A 15,840-nucleotide genomic window follows, 5' to 3' on the forward strand; every position below is an offset into this window, starting at 1 on the left:
AGATCTCTTCCAAACGACTGGCTCAGGAGCACCCGACTAGCACCATGCCAAAGACGATCGGCATCGACCTCGGCACGACGAACTCGTGCATGGCCGTCCTCGAGGGCGGCGAGCCCACCGTCATCCCCAACGCCGAGGGTGGTCGGACGACGCCGTCCGTCGTCGCCTTCACCCAGGGCAACGAGCGGCTGGTGGGCACCGTCGCCAAGCGGCAGGCGGTCACCAACCCGGGCCGCACCGTCTTCTCCATCAAGCGCTTCGTCGGCCGCAAGGAGGCCGAGGTCCGCGAGGAGGAGTCGATGGTGCCGTACCAGGTCGTCTCCGGCCCCGGCGGCGACGCGCGCGTGGAGATCGACGGCAAGCAGTACTCCCCGCCGGAGATCAGCGCGATGATCCTCCAGAAGCTCAAGGCGGACGCGGAGGCGTACCTCGGCGACACCGTCGACAGCGCGGTCATCACCGTCCCGGCGTACTTCAACGACGATCAGCGCCAGGCGACGAAGGACGCCGGCAGGATCGCCGGCCTCGACGTCAAGCGCATCATCAACGAGCCGACGGCCGCGTCGCTCGCCTACGGCCTCGACAAGGAGGCCGACCAGACGATCCTGGTCTTCGACCTCGGCGGCGGCACGTTCGACGTGTCGGTGCTCGAGATCGGCGACGGCGTCTTCGAGGTGAAGTCGACCTCGGGCGACAACCACCTCGGCGGCGACAACTTCGACAAGGCGGTCGTCGACTGGCTCGTCTCGCAGTTCAAGCAGGACCAGGCCATCGACCTGTCCAAGGACCCGATGGCGCTCCAGCGCCTCTTCGAGGCCGCGGAGAAGGCGAAGATCGAGCTGTCGACGGCGCAGGAGACGCAGATCAACCTGCCGTTCATCACCGCCGACCAGTCCGGCCCGAAGCACCTGGACCAGCGCCTCACCCGCGCGAAGTTCAACGAGCTCACGTCGGACCTGCTCGACCGCGTCGTCGCCCCGGTCCGCCAAGCGCTCGACGACGCCAAGGAGAAGGGCGTCACCGACGTCGACCACGTCGTGCTCGTCGGCGGCATGACCCGCATGCCGGCCGTGCAGGACAAGGTGAAGGAGCTCACGGGCAAGGACCCGCACCGCGGCGTCAACCCGGACGAGGTCGTCGCCGTCGGCGCGGCCGTCCAGGCGGGCGTGCTGTCCGGCGACGTCAAGGACGTCCTCCTGCTCGACGTCACGCCGCTGACCCTCGGCATCGAGACCAAGGGTGGCGTCATGACCAAGCTCATCGAGCGCAACACGACCATCCCGACCCGCAAGTCGGAGGTCTTCTCGACGGCCGAGGACAACCAGCCGTCGGTGGAGATCCACGTGCTCCAGGGCGAGCGCGAGATGGCGACGTACAACAAGTCGCTCGGGAAGTTCCAGCTCACCGGCATCCCGCCGGCGCCGCGGGGCGTGCCGCAGATCGAGGTCGGCTTCGACATCGACGCGAACGGCATCCTCAACGTGACCGCGAAGGACCTCGGCACGGGCAAGGAGCAGAAGATCGAGATCCGCGCGGGCGGCGGCCTGTCCGACGACGAGATCAAGCGGATGGTCAGCGACGCGGAGTCGCACGCCGACGAGGACCGCAAGGCGCGGGAGCTCGCCGAGGCGCGCAACAACGCCGAGAACGCCGCCTACCAGGCCGAGCGCCAGCTCAAGGACCTGGCCGAGCAGATCGACGAGTCCTCCAAGAGCGACATCGAGCAGCGGATCAAGGACGTCCGCGAGGTCGTGACGAGCGAGGACCCGAACGAGATCAACGCCAAGGCCGAGGCGCTGCAGACCGCCTTCCACGCGGTCAGCGAGCAGATGTACCAGCGCGCCCAGCAGCAGGCCGCGGCCGACGGCGCGACCGCCGAGGCCAACGGCGCGACGGGCGACGCCTCCACCGAGGAGGACGTCGTCGACGCCGAGGTCGTGGACGAGGGTCGCTAGTGGAGCACGAGGCTCGCATCACCGAGCCGGCCGTGGAGGGCGCCGCGCACGACGCGGCGCCCGCCGAGGCCGCTGCTCCGCCGCCGTCGCCCGAGCAGCAGGAGGCCGAGGCGGCCGCCGAGGTCCAGCACGACCTCGAGGAGCTGCAGGCCAAGGCGGCCCAGCGCGACGAGTTCCTCCAGCTGGCCCAGCGCACGCAGGCGGACTTCGAGAACTTCCGCAAGCGCGCCGCGCGCGAGGCCTCGCTGGCCGAGCACCGCGGCGTCGCGCGCGTGGTGAAGGAGCTCCTGCCCGCGCTCGACAACTTCGAGCGCGCGCTCGCGGCCGCCGAGCACGCCGAGGACCACCTCATCGAGGGCTTCCGCCTCGTGCAGGCCGAGGTGCTCGCCGCGATCGGGCGCGTGGGCGTCGAGGCGTACTCGCCGAAGGGCGAGGCGTTCGACCCGAACGTGCACGAGGCCATGGCGCAGCAACCCGTCGAGGACGCGGCGAGCGGCATCGTCGTCGAGGTCTACCAGTCCGGCTACCGGCTCACGAGCGGGGACGTCATCCGTCCCGCGAAGGTGATCGTCGCCGCCTAGGAGCGCCCCATGCCGGAGAAGGACCTCTACAAGGTGCTCGGCGTCGACAAGAAGGCGACGGCCGACCAGATCAAGAAGGCGCACCGCAAGCTCGTCCGCCAGTACCACCCGGACCGCAACCCGGACGACCCCAAGGCGGAGGAGCGCTTCAAGGAGGTCCAGCACGCGTACGACGTCCTGGGCGATCCCGACAAGCGCAAGCAGTACGACCGCGGGGGGTTCAACCCCTTCGGCGCCGGTGGGCCCGGCGGCTTCGGGGGCGGCCCCGGCGGGTCGGGCACCTTCGATCCCGGCGGGTCGTTCAGCGACATCCTCTCGAACCTGTTCGGCGGCGCCGCGGGCGGCGCGGCCGGCGGGCGCGCGGGCCGCGGCAAGGCCGGCGCGCCGCGGACCGAGCGCGGCCGCGACCTCGAGACCGAGGTCCAGCTCACGTTCGAGCAGGCGGTCGAGGGCGCGCAGGTGTCGCTGCAGGTGCCGATGTCGGCGACGTGCACGACGTGCCACGGCACGGGCGCGAAGCCCGGCACCACGCCGAAGGTGTGCCCGCGCTGCCAGGGCCGCGGCGTCGAGTCGCAGGGCCAGGGGCTCTTCTCGATCTCGCAGCCGTGCACGCAGTGCGGCGGCAGCGGGACGGTCATCGAGGACCCGTGCCCGACGTGCGCCGGCAGCGGCGCGACGCGGACGGTCAAGAAGTACCGCGTGAACATCCCCGCGGGCGTGCGCGAGGGCAGCCGCATCCGGCTGGCAGGCAAGGGCGAGCCGGGCCGCAACGGCGGCGCGACCGGCGACCTCTTCGTCATCACCCACGTCGCCGACTCGCCGGTGTTCAAGCGCAAGGGCGACCACCTCGAGGTCGAGGTGCCGCTCACGATCCCCGAGGCGCTGCGCGGCGCCGAGATCGAGGTCCCGACGCTCAACGGCCGCAAGCGCCTGCGCGTCCCCGCCGGCACGAAGCACGGCACCGTCCAGCGCCTGCGCGGCGAGGGCCCGCCGCTGCTCGGCGGCAAGGGCCGCGGCGACATCCACTATCGCTTCATCATCGACGTCCCCGACCAGCTGACGTCCGAGCAGCAGAAGGCGATCGACGAGCTCGCCTCCGTCATGAACGGCAACCCGCGCGGGAGGCTCTTCGCATGAGCATGCGGCGGCGTACGACGACGCGCATCGAGGTCTCCCACGACCGCGGCGTCTTCATGATCTCCGTCGCGGCGGAGCTCGCCGAGATGCATCCGCAGACGCTGCGGATGTACGAGGCGCGCGGGCTCATCGAGCCCCAGCGCTCCCCGAAGGGCACCCGCCTCTACTCGTACCGCGACGTCGAGCGGCTGCGCCGCATCCAGGAGATGACGGCCGAGCTCGGGCTCAACCTCGCGGGCGTCGAGCGCGTGCTCGAGCTCGAGGCGCAGCTCGCCCGCGCCACGCGCAAGGCCGAGACGCTCGAGCGCCAGCTCGCGCAGGCCCGCGCCGAGAACGAGCAGCTGCGGCGCGAGCGCGGCGGCGAGCTCGTCCAGTACCGCCGCGGCGAGGTCGTGCCCGTGCGCAACCTCAACCGCGAAGCGGACGGGTCGAGCGCCTAGCCGGCGACCGAGCGGCCGTCGCGCGTGCCGGTCGTCGTGCCCTCGACGGTCCGCGCCTCGCGCTCGACCTCGGGACGGCCGGGGTTGTCGAGCGGGACGTCGTGCGGGTTGATCTCGTCGTGCGCCTCGGGCGTGTCGCCGAGCGGCCGCTCGCTGCGGGCCGGCTGCTTCGGGACGTTGTCCGACGAGTCGGCGTCGGTGCGGTTCGAGCCGGCGATCAGCCTGAAGCCGACCGCGGCGATGACGCAGATGAGCGTCAGCAGCGCGATCGGGATGCCGTACTCCGAGTCGAGCGCCACCATCGCGACGACGATCACGACGACGGCCAGCGCGACGCCGAGCAGCAGGAGCAACGGGAAGCGCGCCTTCTCGTGGCCCTGCAGCTTCTCGTTGTGATCGGGAGTCATGGGGTTCGGAGTACCCGCGACGCCGAACCGCCACGCGTGACAGGTCGCGTTTCGACCGCTACACTCGATCTAAGTCATCGCGACTGAGATTTCATGCAGCCAGATCGATTCACCATCAAGTCACAGGAAGCCATTGCCGCCGCGGGCCGGCTCGCGGAGGAGCGCCGCAACCCGCAGGCGACCCCGGAGCACCTCCTCGCGGTGCTGCTCGAGCAGGACGGCGGGATCGTCCCCGCGGTGCTGCGTAAGCTCGGTGTCGAGTCCGCGCAGGTGCGCGGCCCGCTGACCGCCGCCCTCGACGGCCTCCCGACGATGGGAGCCGGTGGCGAGGTCTCCGGCCAGCCGTCGTCGGAGCTCGTCCAGGTGCTCCGCGCGTCGGAGCACGAGATGCGCGAGCTCAAGGACGAGTACGTCTCGACGGAGCACCTGCTGCTCTCGCTCGCCGGCCACGGCTCGAAGGCGGGCGACGCGCTGCGCTCCGCCGGCGCGACGAAGGACCAGCTCGTCCGCGCGATCTCCGAGGTGCGCGGCTCGGCCCGCGTCACCGACCAGTCGCCCGAGGACAAGATCCAGGCGCTCGAGAAGTTCGGCGTCGACCTCACCGAGCGCGCCGCCCGCGGCGAGCTCGACCCGGTCATCGGCCGCGACGACGAGATCCGCCGCGTCATCCAGGTCCTCAGCCGCCGGACGAAGAACAACCCCGTGCTCATCGGCGAGCCGGGCGTCGGCAAGACCGCGATCGCCGAGGGGCTCGCCCAGCGCATCGTCTCCGGCGACGTGCCCGAGTCGCTGCGCGACCGCCGCGTCGTCGCGCTCGACATCGGCGCGCTCATCGCGGGGTCGAAGTACCGCGGCGAGTTCGAGGACCGGCTGAAGGCCGTCCTCAACGAGGTCAAGGAGGCCTCGGGCCAGATCATCCTGTTCATCGACGAGCTGCACACGATCGTCGGCGCCGGCGCGGCCGAGGGCGCGGTCGACGCCGCGAACCTCCTGAAGCCGATGCTGGCCCGCGGCGAGCTGCGCGCGGTCGGCGCCACGACGCTCGACGAGTACCGCAAGCACATCGAGAAGGACGCCGCGCTCGAGCGCCGCTTCCAGCCCGTGCTCGTCGACGAGCCGTCGGTCGAGGACGCGATCGCGATCCTCCGCGGGCTCAAGGAGCGCTACGAGGTGCACCACAACGTGCGCATCTCCGACCCGGCGATCATCGCCGCGGCGACGCTCTCGCACCGCTACATCGCCGACCGCTTCCTGCCCGACAAGGCGATCGATCTCATCGACGAGGCGTCGTCGCGCCTGCGCATCGAGATCGACTCGCTGCCGACCGAGATCGACGAGGTCGAGCGGCGCGTCATGCAGCTCGAGATCGAGCTGACCTCGCTCGAGAAGGAGACCGACCCCGCGTCGGCCGACCGGCGCGAGGCGATCGAGAAGGAGCTCGCCGACCTGCGCGAGCGCTCGTCGGAGATGAAGGCCGAGTGGCAGGCCGAGAAGGACGCGATCGAGCACGTCGGCCGGCTGCGCGAGCAGCTCGAGCGCGCGCGCCACGACACCGAGGTCGCCGAGCGCTCGGCCGACCTGCAGCGGGCGGCCGAGCTGCGCTACGGCACGATCCCCGAGCTCGAGAAGGAGCTCGCGGCCGCCGAGGAGCGCACCGACGGCAACACCGGGTTCCTCCAGGAGGTCGTCACCTCCGAGGACATCGCCGAGGTCGTCGCCAAGTGGACCGGCATCCCGGTCTCGCGCCTCATGGAGGGCGAGGTCGAGAAGCTCGTGCACATGGAGGAGCGCCTCCACCGGCGCGTCGTCGGCCAGGACGAGGCCGTCGAGGCCGTCTCCAACGCGCTGCGCCGCTCGCGCGCGGGGCTGTCGGATCCGGACCGGCCGATCGGCACGTTCCTCTTCCTCGGCCCGACGGGCGTCGGCAAGACGGAGCTGGCCCGCGCGCTGGCGGAGTTCATGTTCGACTCGCAGGACGCGATGACCCGCATCGACATGTCGGAGTACATGGAGAAGCACGCGGTCGCGCGGCTCGTCGGCGCGCCCCCGGGCTACGTCGGCTACGAGGAGGGCGGCCAGCTCACCGAGGCGGTCCGCCGCCGGCCGTACGGCGTCGTGCTGCTCGACGAGGTCGAGAAGGCCCACCCGGACGTCTTCAACATCCTCCTGCAGGTGATGGACGACGGGCGCCTGACCGACGGCCAGGGCCGGACGGTCGACTTCAAGAACGTCGTCCTGATCATGACCTCGAACATCCCGGGCGGCAGGGCCGGCGCGGAGGGCCACTTCCGGCCGGAGTTCATCAACCGCCTGGACGACATCGTCGAGTTCGCGCCGCTCAGCCGCGAGCAGATCGGGTCGATCGTCGACCTGCAGACCGAGCGCGTGCTGCAGCGGATCGCCGGCCGCGGGATCACCGTCGAGCTCACCGATGCGGCGCGCACGCTGCTCGGGAACCTCGGCTACGACCCGACGTACGGCGCCCGCCCGCTGAAGCGCGTGATCCAGAAGACGCTCGTCGACAAGCTGGCGATGGCGGTCCTCGACGGCGAGTTCCGCGAGGGCGACGTCGTGAAGGTCGACGCCGGCGACGGCGAGCTCGTCTTCATGAAGGGCGTCGTCCCGCTCGGCGACCCCGCGATCACGATCTGACCGGCGGTCACCGGAACGTCGTTCCGGGGAGGGACGCCGTAGGTTGCCCGCATGCGGCTGTCCCTCCTCGCCGGCGTCCTCGCCCTCCTCGCGCTCGCCTCGTCCGCCTTCGCCGCCCCGCCCGGCGAGGTCACGATCCGCCGCGGCTCCGACGGGACGCCGCACGTCCGTGCGACGACGTGGGAGGGGCTCGGGTACGGCTTCGCGCGCGCCCATGCCCACGACAACCTCTGCGTGCTGGCGAACATGTACGCGACGGTGCGCGCCGAGCGCTCGCGGTACTTCGGCCCCGACGCGACCTACGCGATCGAGAACACGTCCACGACGCCGAACAACCTCGCCAGCGACTTCCTGTGGGCGAAGATCGCGAAGAACCGCGTCGTCGAGAAGCTGCTCGCGCAGAAGCCGCCGCGCGGCCCGGTGGCGCCGATCCGGGCGGTCGTCCGCGGCTACACGAAGGGCTACAACGACGTCGTCCGCAAGGAGCGCTCGGCGGTCGAGGACCCGGCGTGCGCCGGGAAGCCGTGGGTGAAGCCGATCCGCGAGATCGACGCCTACCGCCGCTTCTACCAGCTCTCGCTCCTCGCCTCGGGGATGGTCGCCGTGGACGGCATCGGCGGCGCCCAGCCGCCCGCGCCCGCGGCGACGCCGCGCGCGGTGAGCCCGCTCGCGGCGGACGACCTCGCGGAGCGCTTCGCGCCCCGCGGCGTCGGCTCCAACGCCATCGCGCTGGGCCGCAGCGCCACCGACAACGGCAGGGGCATGCTGCTCGGCAACCCGCACCAGCCGTGGACGGGCTCGGAGCGCTTCTACCAGGCCCAGCTCACCGTGCCGGGCAAGGTCGACGTCTCCGGCGCCGCGCTGTACGGCGCGCCGGTGGTGAACATCGGCTTCAACCGGCACCTGGCGTGGAGCCACACCGTCTCGACGGCGCGCCGGTTCGCGATCTACGAGCTGCAGCTCGCGCCGGGCTCGCCGACCACCTACGTCGTCGACGGCAAGCCGAAGCAGATGCGGCGCACGACGGTGACGGTGAAGGCGCGGCGCCCCGACGGCGGGCTCGAGGACCGGACCCGAACGCTGTACAGCACCGACCGGGGCCCGGTGCTGACGTCGCTGCAGGGCGTGCCCATCTTCCCGTGGACGAACGCCAAGGCCTTCGCGATGTTCGACGCGAACGCCGGGAACCTCGGGCGGCTCATGAACCACTACTTCTTCACCGACCGCGCCAAGTCGGTCAAGGAGCTCGACCGGATCGTGCGCAAGTACCGGGGGATCCCGTGGGTCAACACGATCGCCGCGGACCGGGCGGGAGACGCGTACTACGCGGACATCGGGTCGCAGCCGGGCGTCACCAACGCGAAGCTCGACACGTGCTCGACGCCGATGGGCCAGGGCCTCGAGGCGGCGGCGCGCGTCTTCGTCCTCGACGGCTCGCGGTCGGCGTGCGATGCCGGGCTCATGCCGGCGCGCAACCAGCCGTCCCTGCGGCGCAGCGACTACACCGAGAACTCGAACGACTCGTACTGGCTGTCGAACGCGAGGACCAGGCTCGAGGGCTTCCCGCGCATCATGGGCAGCGAGCGGACGCCGCGCAGCCTCCGCCAGCGGATGGGCCTGATCCTCATCGAGGACGGCCTGCGCAACGGGGGCAAGTTCACGCTCGAGTCGCTCAAGGAGACGATGTTCAACAACCGCCTGCTCGCCGAGGAGCTCTGGCGTCCCGAGCTCGTCGCGATGTGCCGCGCCGAGCCGGGCGTGCCCGCCGAGGCGTGCGACATGCTCGCGCGCTGGAGCGGCCGGGACGACCTCGACGCGCGCGGCGCGCTGCTCTTCCGGCGCTTCGCCTCGCGCGCGCTGCGGGCGCCCGGCTCGCCGTTCAGCGTGCCCTTCGACCCGAATGACCCCGTGGGCACGCCGCGCGGCCTGAACACCGCCAACCCGGCCGTCCATCTGGCGCTGCACGAGGCGATCGCCGACCTGCAGAACGCCGGCATGCCGCTCGACGCGCCGCTAACGGCGTGGCAGTACGAGGTCCGTGGCGAGCGCATCCCGCTGCACGGCGGGCTCAGCGAGCTCGGGTCGTTCAACGTGCTGCAGACGACGTTCGACCCGGCCAAGGGCTACACCGGCGTGACGGCGGGCCAGACCTACATCCAGGCGGTCCAGTTCGGCGGCGCCAAGCGGTGCGGCGTTCGCGCGTTCACGAACCTCGGGCACTCGCTGTCGACCGACCCGACGTCGAAGTGGTTCAACAACGGCACGAAGCAGATCGCGCGCAAGGCCTGGACCGATCAGCCCTTCTGCGCGACCGACGTCGCGCGCATGACGAAGCTCGAGGCGCGGTACGGCAAGGCACGCCGCCGTTAGTGTCGGCGGCGTGCTCGCGCCGCTCTGGGAGCCCGAAGGCGTCTACCTGAACACGGCGTCCTACGGGCTCCCGCCCACGCCGGCGTGGGACGCGCTGCAGGAGGCCCTCTCCGCGTGGAGGGGAGGGAGGACGAGCTGGGAGGGCTGGGCCGCGACGACGGAGGACGCGCGTGGGTCGTTCGCTCGCCTGGTAAACGTCGCCGCCGGCGACGTCGCGATCGGCGCGACGGTCGCGGGCTTCCTCGGCACGGTCGCGTCGTCGCTGCCGGAGGGCGCGCGGATCGTCGTGCCCGAGGGCGACTTCACGTCGCTGCTGTGGCCGTTCCTCGTGCGCGGCGCGCGCGTCGTCCCGCTCGCGGACCTCGCCGACGCGGCGGCCGACGCCGACGTCGTCGCGTTCAGCGCCGTGCAGTCGAGCGACGGCACGATCGCCGATCTCGATGCGCTCGCCGCGTGCGCGGCGATGACGATCGTCGACGCCACCCAGGCGATCGGCTGGCTGCCGTTCGACGCGTCGCGCTTCGACGTCGTCGCCGCGCACGCGTACAAGTGGCTGATGTCGCCGCGCGGCACGGCGTTCCTGTCCGTGCGCCGCGACCGGCTCGACGACATCGTCCCGTGGACGGCGAACTGGTTCGCCGGCGACGACGTGCACGGCTCGTACTACGGCACGCCGCTGCGGCTCGCGGCTGACGCGCGGCGGCTCGACACGTCGCCCGCGTGGCACAACTGGGTCGGCACGGCCGCGACGCTCGCGGTGGTCGAGGAGCTCGGCGTCGACCGCATCCACGCGCACGACCTCGAGCTCGCGAACCGGTTCCGAGAAGGCCTCGGGCTCCCGCCCGGCGACAGCCCGATCGTGGTCGCCGAGGCCGATGGCGCCGAGCGACTGGAGGCTGCAGGGATCGTGGCCGCGGTTCGCGCGGGTCGCCTTCGCGCCTCATGGCACGCCTACAACTCAGTGGAAGATGTGGATCGAGTGCTCGACGTGTTGGAAACGTGACGTCGTCCAGAGGACCGAGCTTGCGAGGTCCGGCCGGACGAAATCCGTAGATTTCGACGTATGCCCACGTACATCATGCTCTCGACCCTGACGCCCGAGGGCGTCCAGACGGTCAAGAACAACCCGCAGCGCATCCGCGAGGTCAACCGCGAGGTCGAGCAGCTCGGCGCCCAGGTGAAGGCGCAGTGGGCGACCCTCGGGCACTTCGACTTCATCAGCGTCGTCGAGGCCCCCGACGACCAGACGATGACGCGCGTCTCGCTCGAGCTCGGGTCGCGCGGCACGTCGCACTACGAGACGCTGTCGGCGATCCCGATCGACGACTTCATCTCCAACCTGTAGGTGCGGGTCCTCGTCGTCGGCGCGGGCGGCCGCGAGCACGCGATCGTCCGCGCGCTCGCGCGCTCGCCCCAGCGGCCGGAGCTGATCGCCGCGCCCGGCAACCCCGGGATCGCGCTCGACGCGACCTGCGCCGCCGTCGCGGTCGACGACGTGGAGGGCCTCGTGAAGCTCGCGGGCGACGAGGGCGTCGACCTCGTTGTCGTCGGGCCCGAAGCGCCGCTCGTCGTCGGCCTCGTCGATGCGCTGGACCGCGCGGGCATCGCCGCGTTCGGCCCGTCGCAGGAGGCGGCGAAGCTCGAGGGCTCGAAGGCGCACGCCAAGGAGGTCATGCTCGCCGCCGGCGTCCCGACCGCGGCGAGCCGGACGGTCGGCGACGTCGACCAGGGCATGGGCGCCGTCACCTCGCTGCCGGTCGTCATCAAGTTCGACGGGCTGGCGGCGGGCAAGGGCGTCGTCATCGCGCAGACCGAGGACGAGGCGCGCGCCGCCCTCGAGGCGATGCTGGTCGAGCGCCGCTTCGGCGAGGGCGACGTGCTCGTCGAGGAGTTCCTCGACGGCAGCGAGCTCTCGCTGCTGGCGATCTGCGACGGCGAGCGCGCCATCCCGCTGGCGCCGGCCCGGGACTACAAGCGGATCTTCGACGGCGACGAGGGCCCGAACACCGGCGGCATGGGCGCCTACTCCCCGGTTCCCGGCGTCGACGTCGACGCGGTCTGCGCGGCGGTCCACCAGCCGGTCGTCGACCTGCTCCGCGAGCGCGGCACGCCGTTCCACGGCGTCCTCTACGCGGGCCTGATGCTCACGGGCGACGGCCCGAAGGTCCTCGAGTACAACGTCCGCTTCGGCGACCCGGAGACGCAGGCGGTGCTGCCGCGGCTGCGCAGCGACCTGCTCGCGCTGCTCGAGGCGGCGTCGCGGGCCGGCGGGCTCGCGGACGCGCAGCTCGACTGGTCGCCCGAGCACGCGGTGACGCTCGTGCTCGCCAGCGGCGGCTACCCCGAGTCGGCTTCGAAGGGCGACGTCATCAGCGGCCTTGACGACGTCCCCGCCGGGATCGAGGTCACCCACGCGGGAACGGCGGAGCGCGACGGCGCGATCGTCACCGCCGGCGGCCGCGTGCTGAACGTCACCGCGCTCGGCCCCGATGCGGCCACCGCGCGGGAAGCGGCCTATGCTGCCGCCGACCTGATCACCTTCGACGGACGGCAGCTGAGGCGCGACATCGCGCTGCGTGCCGTGGAGCATCCATGACCGAGCAGCAGACCGCCCCCATCACCGAGACCGAGACCGCCGACCTCGACGCGCTGGCCGAGGACGCGCCGCGCGTCGGGATCATCATGGGCTCCGAGTCCGACAAGGAGCAGATGGAGAAGGCCGGCAAGGTGCTCGAGGACGCCGGCGTCATGTACGAGCTGCGCGTCATGTCGGCCCACCGCGACCCGGACCTCGTCGCCGACTACTGCAAGAACGCGCGGATCCGCGGCCTGCGCGTGATCATCGCCGGCGCCGGCATCTCCGCCGCGCTGCCGGGCGTCGCCGCCGCGCACACCGACCTGCCGGTCATCGGCGTCCCGCTCACCAGCCGCCTCACCGCGGCCGGCGGCCTGGACGCGATCCTCTCGATCGTGCAGATGCCGCCGGGCGTGCCGGTCGGCTGCGTGGGGCTCGACAACCCCCGCAACGCCGCGCACCTGGCGCTGCGCATCCTGTCTGCGTGACCATCAAGACGCTCTCCTCGCGGACCGTCTACGAGAACGCCTGGCTGCGCGTCCGCGAGGACGCGATCGAGCGCGAGGACGGCTCGCCGGGGATCTACGCCGTCGTCGACAAGAACGAGGGCTCGCTCGTCATCCCGTGGGACGGCGAGCGCGTCCACCTCGTCGGTCAGGTCAAGTACCCCGTCGGCGGGTTCTTCTGGGAGCTTCCGCAGGGCGCGATCGACGATCGCGACGCGTCGCCCGAGGAGACCGCCCGGACCGAGCTGCTCGAGGAGACCGGCTTCACCGCCGGCACGCTGACGCATCTCGGGAAGCTCTTCTACTCGCCGGGGATGTCGTCGCAGGGCTTCGACCTGTGGCTCGCCACCGACCTCGAGGCGGGGGAGGCGCGGCCGGAGTCCACCGAGGTCGGCATCCAGTCGCGCGGCTTCACGCGCGAGGAGGTCGACGCGATGGTCCTCGCGGGCGAGATCCGCGACGCGGCGACGCTCGCGGCGTGGGAGCTCCTGCGCATCCGGGGCATCGCGCTGTGAGTCTGCGCGCCATCTCGCCGCTGGATGGCCGCTACGCGCGGCAGCTCGGCGACCTGCACGACCACGTGTCGGAGTGGGCGCTCATCCGCGCCCGCGTGCGCGTCGAGATCGAGTGGCTGCTCGTGCTCGCCCCGCAGCTCGATCCCACGCCGCTGCGGCAGGTCCACGAGGCCTTCGGCGACGCGGAGGCCGAGGAGGTCAAGGCGATCGAGCGGCGCACGAACCACGACGTCAAGGCCGTCGAGTACTTCCTGCGCGAGCGCGTGCCCGCCGAGGTGCGCGAGCTCGTCCACTTCGGCCTGACCTCCGAGGACGTCAACAACCTCTCGCACGCGCTGATGCTGCACGGCGCCATCACCGAGGCGTGGCGGCCGGCGGCGCAGGAGCTCGTCAGCGGCGTGACCGCGCTGGCCGAGGCCACGCGCGACGTCCCGCTGCTCTCCCGCACGCACGGCCAGCCGGCGACGCCGACGACGTTCGGCAAGGAGATGGCGGTCTTCGTGGACCGCTGGCGCCGGCAGATCGCGTTCGTCGACCGCCAGGAGTTCCGCGGCAAGCTCAACGGCGCGGTCGGGACGTACGGCGCGCTGGCGATCGCGCACCCCGATCGCGACTGGGAGGCGATCTCTCAGCGCTTCGTCACGTCGCTCGGGCTGACGTGGGCGCCGCTGACGACGCAGATCGAGTCGCACGACTGGATCGCCGAGCTGTTCCACGCGCTCGGCCGCTTCAACCAGGTGCTCGTCGACTTCGACCGCGACGTCTGGGCCTACATCTCGCGGGGCCTCGTCAAGCAGCGCGTCGTGGCAGGCGAGGTCGGCTCGTCGACGATGCCGCACAAGGTCAACCCGATCGACTTCGAGAACTCGGAGGCCAACGCGGGCGTGTCGACCGCGCTGGGGAACCACATGGCGTCGACGCTCGCCGTCTCGCGGCTGCAGCGCGACCTCTCCGACTCCTCGCTCATCCGCAACGCGGGGGTCGTCGTCGGCCACTCGCTGCTCGCCATCCGCGCGGCGCTGCGCGGGCTGGGCAAGATCGACGTCGACGAGGCGGCCATGCGCGGCGAGCTCGCCGACGCGTGGGAGGTCCTGGCCGAGGCGGTCCAGACCGTCATGCGCAAGCGCGGCGGGGAGGACCCCTACGACCAGCTCAAGGCACTCACCCGCGGCGCCCGGATCGACGAGCCGAAGCTCCGCGCCTTCGTCCGCGAGGCGGACCTCGACGAGGCCGACCGGGCCCGCCTGCTCGAGCTCACGCCGCTCGAGTACACGGGCCTGGCCTCACGGCTCGTCGATCACCTGCGCACTTGAACTCGGCCCCCGCCGGTAAGCGAAGATGGCGCGGTGTCCCCGTCCGTCCCGCTCGCCGCGGCCCTGCTCGCGCCCCTCGGCGGGCTCGTGCTGCTGCTCGCGGCGCCGTCCGCCGACGTGCGGTGGGAGCACCACCCGTCGCACTTCTGGCTCGTCACGATCACGGCCGGGGTCAACGTGGCGCTGGCGCTGGCGACCGAGGCGGTGGCGCGCCGCCGCGCCGACGCCCGCCTCGTGCTCGTGTCGCTCGCCTTCCTGTCGGCGGCGGCGTTCCTCGGGTTGCACGCGCTCGCGACGCCGCGCGTGCTCCTCGATCACCCGAACGCCGGGTTCGTCTTCGCCACGCCGGTGGGCCTGGTGCTCGCCGCGCTCTTCGCCGCCGCGGCGGCGGCGCCCCTCGACGAGGGAACGGCGCAGCGGGTCGTCCGGCACGAGCGCGCGCTGCGGTACGGCCTGCTCGGGCTCTGCGGCGTCTGGGCGATCGTGTCGCTCGCCGACCTGCCGCCGCTCGACTCGCCCCGGCCGGTCGAGCGCGCGTCCGGCCCGCTCGTGGTGCCGGCCCTCGTCGCGGTGGTCGCGTACGCAGGCGCCTCGCTGAGCTTCCTGCGGCTGTGGACGCGCCGCCGCGCGACGGTGCTGCTCGCCTGCGCGGCCGCGTTCGTGCTGCTCGCCGAGGCGATGACGGCGATCGCCTTCGCGCGCAACTGGCACGCGAGCTGGTGGCTCTGGCACGTCCTCATGCTCGTGGCCTTCGCCGCGATCGCCGTCGCGGTGCGCCGCGAGCCCGCCGAGGAGCGCTTCGGCGACCTCTACCTCGACCGGACGGCCGGAGGCCGGCGCCGGCTGAGCGTGCTCTTCGCCGACCTCGCCGGCTACACGGCGTTCAGCGAGGGCCGCGACCCGGACGAGGTCGCGGAGATGCTCAACGCGTACTTCGACGCGGCGGTGCCGCCGATCGTCCGCCGCCACGGGGGCGACATCGACCGGGTCATCGGCGACGCGATCATGGCGACGTTCAACACGCGCGGCGACCAGCCGGACCACGCCCGCCGCGCCGCGCTGGCCGCGCTCGACCTCCAGCGCGAGACCGCCCGGCTCTCCCGTGAGCATCCCGAGTGGCCGCGCTTCCGCGCCGGCGTGAACACCGGCGAGGCGCGCGTCGGGATGGTGGGGCCGCGCGACGGCCGGACCTACACGATCATCGGCGACACCGTGAACACCGCGGCGCGGCTCGAGGCGGCCGCGCCGGTGGGCGGCGTCGTGGTCAGCGCGGAGACGCTCTCCGGGCTCTCCGGCGCGCGCGTCACGCCGCTCGGCGACCTGCAGGTCAAGGGCCGTCGCGAGCCGGTCGCGGCCTACGTGCTCGAGGAGCTGTGACGACCCGCCGGG

The 15,840-nt window shown here is 72.2% G+C and carries 14 protein-coding genes; 13 read left to right on the plus strand and 1 reads right to left on the minus strand.

The features are described from left to right. The first annotated feature begins 44 nt into the window (after positions 1-44). Genes dnaK through AC1UE4_RS22180 form a run of 4 tightly spaced genes read left to right on the plus strand, consistent with a single transcriptional unit; the run spans position 45 to position 4,113 of the window. Positions 45-1,955 carry a molecular chaperone DnaK gene (dnaK, locus tag AC1UE4_RS22165; RefSeq protein ID WP_482919505.1) on the plus strand — a complete coding sequence of 637 codons (1,911 nt, stop codon included), beginning with the start codon at positions 45-47 and terminating at the stop codon, positions 1,953-1,955. After that, complete coding sequence (locus tag AC1UE4_RS22170) at positions 1,955-2,536, plus strand: nucleotide exchange factor GrpE (protein WP_482919506.1); 582 nt, start codon at positions 1,955-1,957, stop codon at positions 2,534-2,536. Before dnaK ends, AC1UE4_RS22170 begins: the two co-directional genes overlap by 1 nt. 9 nt (positions 2,537-2,545) lie before the next feature. Beyond that, positions 2,546-3,673 carry a molecular chaperone DnaJ gene (gene dnaJ / locus AC1UE4_RS22175; protein ID WP_482919507.1) on the plus strand — a complete coding sequence of 376 codons (1,128 nt, stop codon included), beginning with the start codon at positions 2,546-2,548 and terminating at the stop codon, positions 3,671-3,673. Further along, entirely contained in the window at positions 3,670-4,113 is a 444-nt protein-coding gene (locus AC1UE4_RS22180) for a heat shock protein transcriptional repressor HspR (protein ID WP_482919508.1), read from the plus strand. The genes dnaJ and AC1UE4_RS22180 overlap by 4 nt, the downstream gene beginning before the upstream one ends. Here AC1UE4_RS22180 and AC1UE4_RS22185 read toward each other — a convergent pair. Then, a complete protein-coding gene (locus AC1UE4_RS22185; protein WP_482919509.1) occupies positions 4,110-4,520 on the minus strand; it encodes a hypothetical protein in 411 nt (136 codons plus the stop codon). The two genes, AC1UE4_RS22180 and AC1UE4_RS22185, sit on opposite strands and share 4 nt — an antisense overlap. Positions 4,521-4,613: 93 nt before the next feature. Between AC1UE4_RS22185 and clpB the strand changes: the two genes are divergently transcribed. Genes clpB through AC1UE4_RS22230 form a run of 9 tightly spaced genes read left to right on the plus strand, consistent with a single transcriptional unit; the run spans position 4,614 to position 15,828 of the window. After that, positions 4,614-7,172 (plus strand): ATP-dependent chaperone ClpB, encoded by a 2,559-nt coding sequence (gene clpB / locus AC1UE4_RS22190; RefSeq protein WP_482919510.1) that lies wholly within the window; start codon positions 4,614-4,616, stop codon positions 7,170-7,172. A gap of 51 nt (positions 7,173-7,223) precedes the next feature. Then, positions 7,224-9,542 carry a penicillin acylase family protein gene (locus AC1UE4_RS22195; protein WP_482919511.1) on the plus strand — a complete coding sequence of 773 codons (2,319 nt, stop codon included), beginning with the start codon at positions 7,224-7,226 and terminating at the stop codon, positions 9,540-9,542. Positions 9,543-9,552: 10 nt separating this feature from the next. Then, positions 9,553-10,545, plus strand: coding sequence for an aminotransferase class V-fold PLP-dependent enzyme (locus AC1UE4_RS22200; protein ID WP_482919512.1), 993 nt, complete (start codon positions 9,553-9,555; stop codon positions 10,543-10,545). 60 nt (positions 10,546-10,605) lie between these two features. Continuing rightward, positions 10,606-10,887: a GYD domain-containing protein gene (locus tag AC1UE4_RS22205; RefSeq protein WP_482919513.1), complete on the plus strand. Its 282-nt coding sequence runs from the start codon at positions 10,606-10,608 to the stop codon at positions 10,885-10,887. Continuing rightward, positions 10,888-12,138, plus strand: a complete 1,251-nt coding sequence (gene purD, locus AC1UE4_RS22210) for a phosphoribosylamine--glycine ligase (protein ID WP_482919514.1) — start codon at positions 10,888-10,890, stop codon at positions 12,136-12,138. It begins immediately after the preceding gene. Further along, entirely contained in the window at positions 12,135-12,605 is a 471-nt protein-coding gene (gene purE, locus AC1UE4_RS22215; RefSeq protein WP_482919515.1) for a 5-(carboxyamino)imidazole ribonucleotide mutase, read from the plus strand. The genes purD and purE overlap by 4 nt, the downstream gene beginning before the upstream one ends. After that, positions 12,602-13,138 carry an NUDIX domain-containing protein gene (locus tag AC1UE4_RS22220; protein WP_482919516.1) on the plus strand — a complete coding sequence of 179 codons (537 nt, stop codon included), beginning with the start codon at positions 12,602-12,604 and terminating at the stop codon, positions 13,136-13,138. Before purE ends, AC1UE4_RS22220 begins: the two co-directional genes overlap by 4 nt. Beyond that, positions 13,135-14,451 carry an adenylosuccinate lyase gene (purB, locus tag AC1UE4_RS22225; protein WP_482919517.1) on the plus strand — a complete coding sequence of 439 codons (1,317 nt, stop codon included), beginning with the start codon at positions 13,135-13,137 and terminating at the stop codon, positions 14,449-14,451. Before AC1UE4_RS22220 ends, purB begins: the two co-directional genes overlap by 4 nt. 33 nt (positions 14,452-14,484) lie before the next feature. Beyond that, on the plus strand, positions 14,485-15,828 hold the full coding sequence (locus tag AC1UE4_RS22230; RefSeq protein ID WP_482919518.1) for an adenylate/guanylate cyclase domain-containing protein: 1,344 nt from the start codon (positions 14,485-14,487) through the stop codon (positions 15,826-15,828). The last annotated feature ends 12 nt before the right edge of the window (positions 15,829-15,840 follow it).

The organism is Parviterribacter kavangonensis (assembly GCF_056863335.1).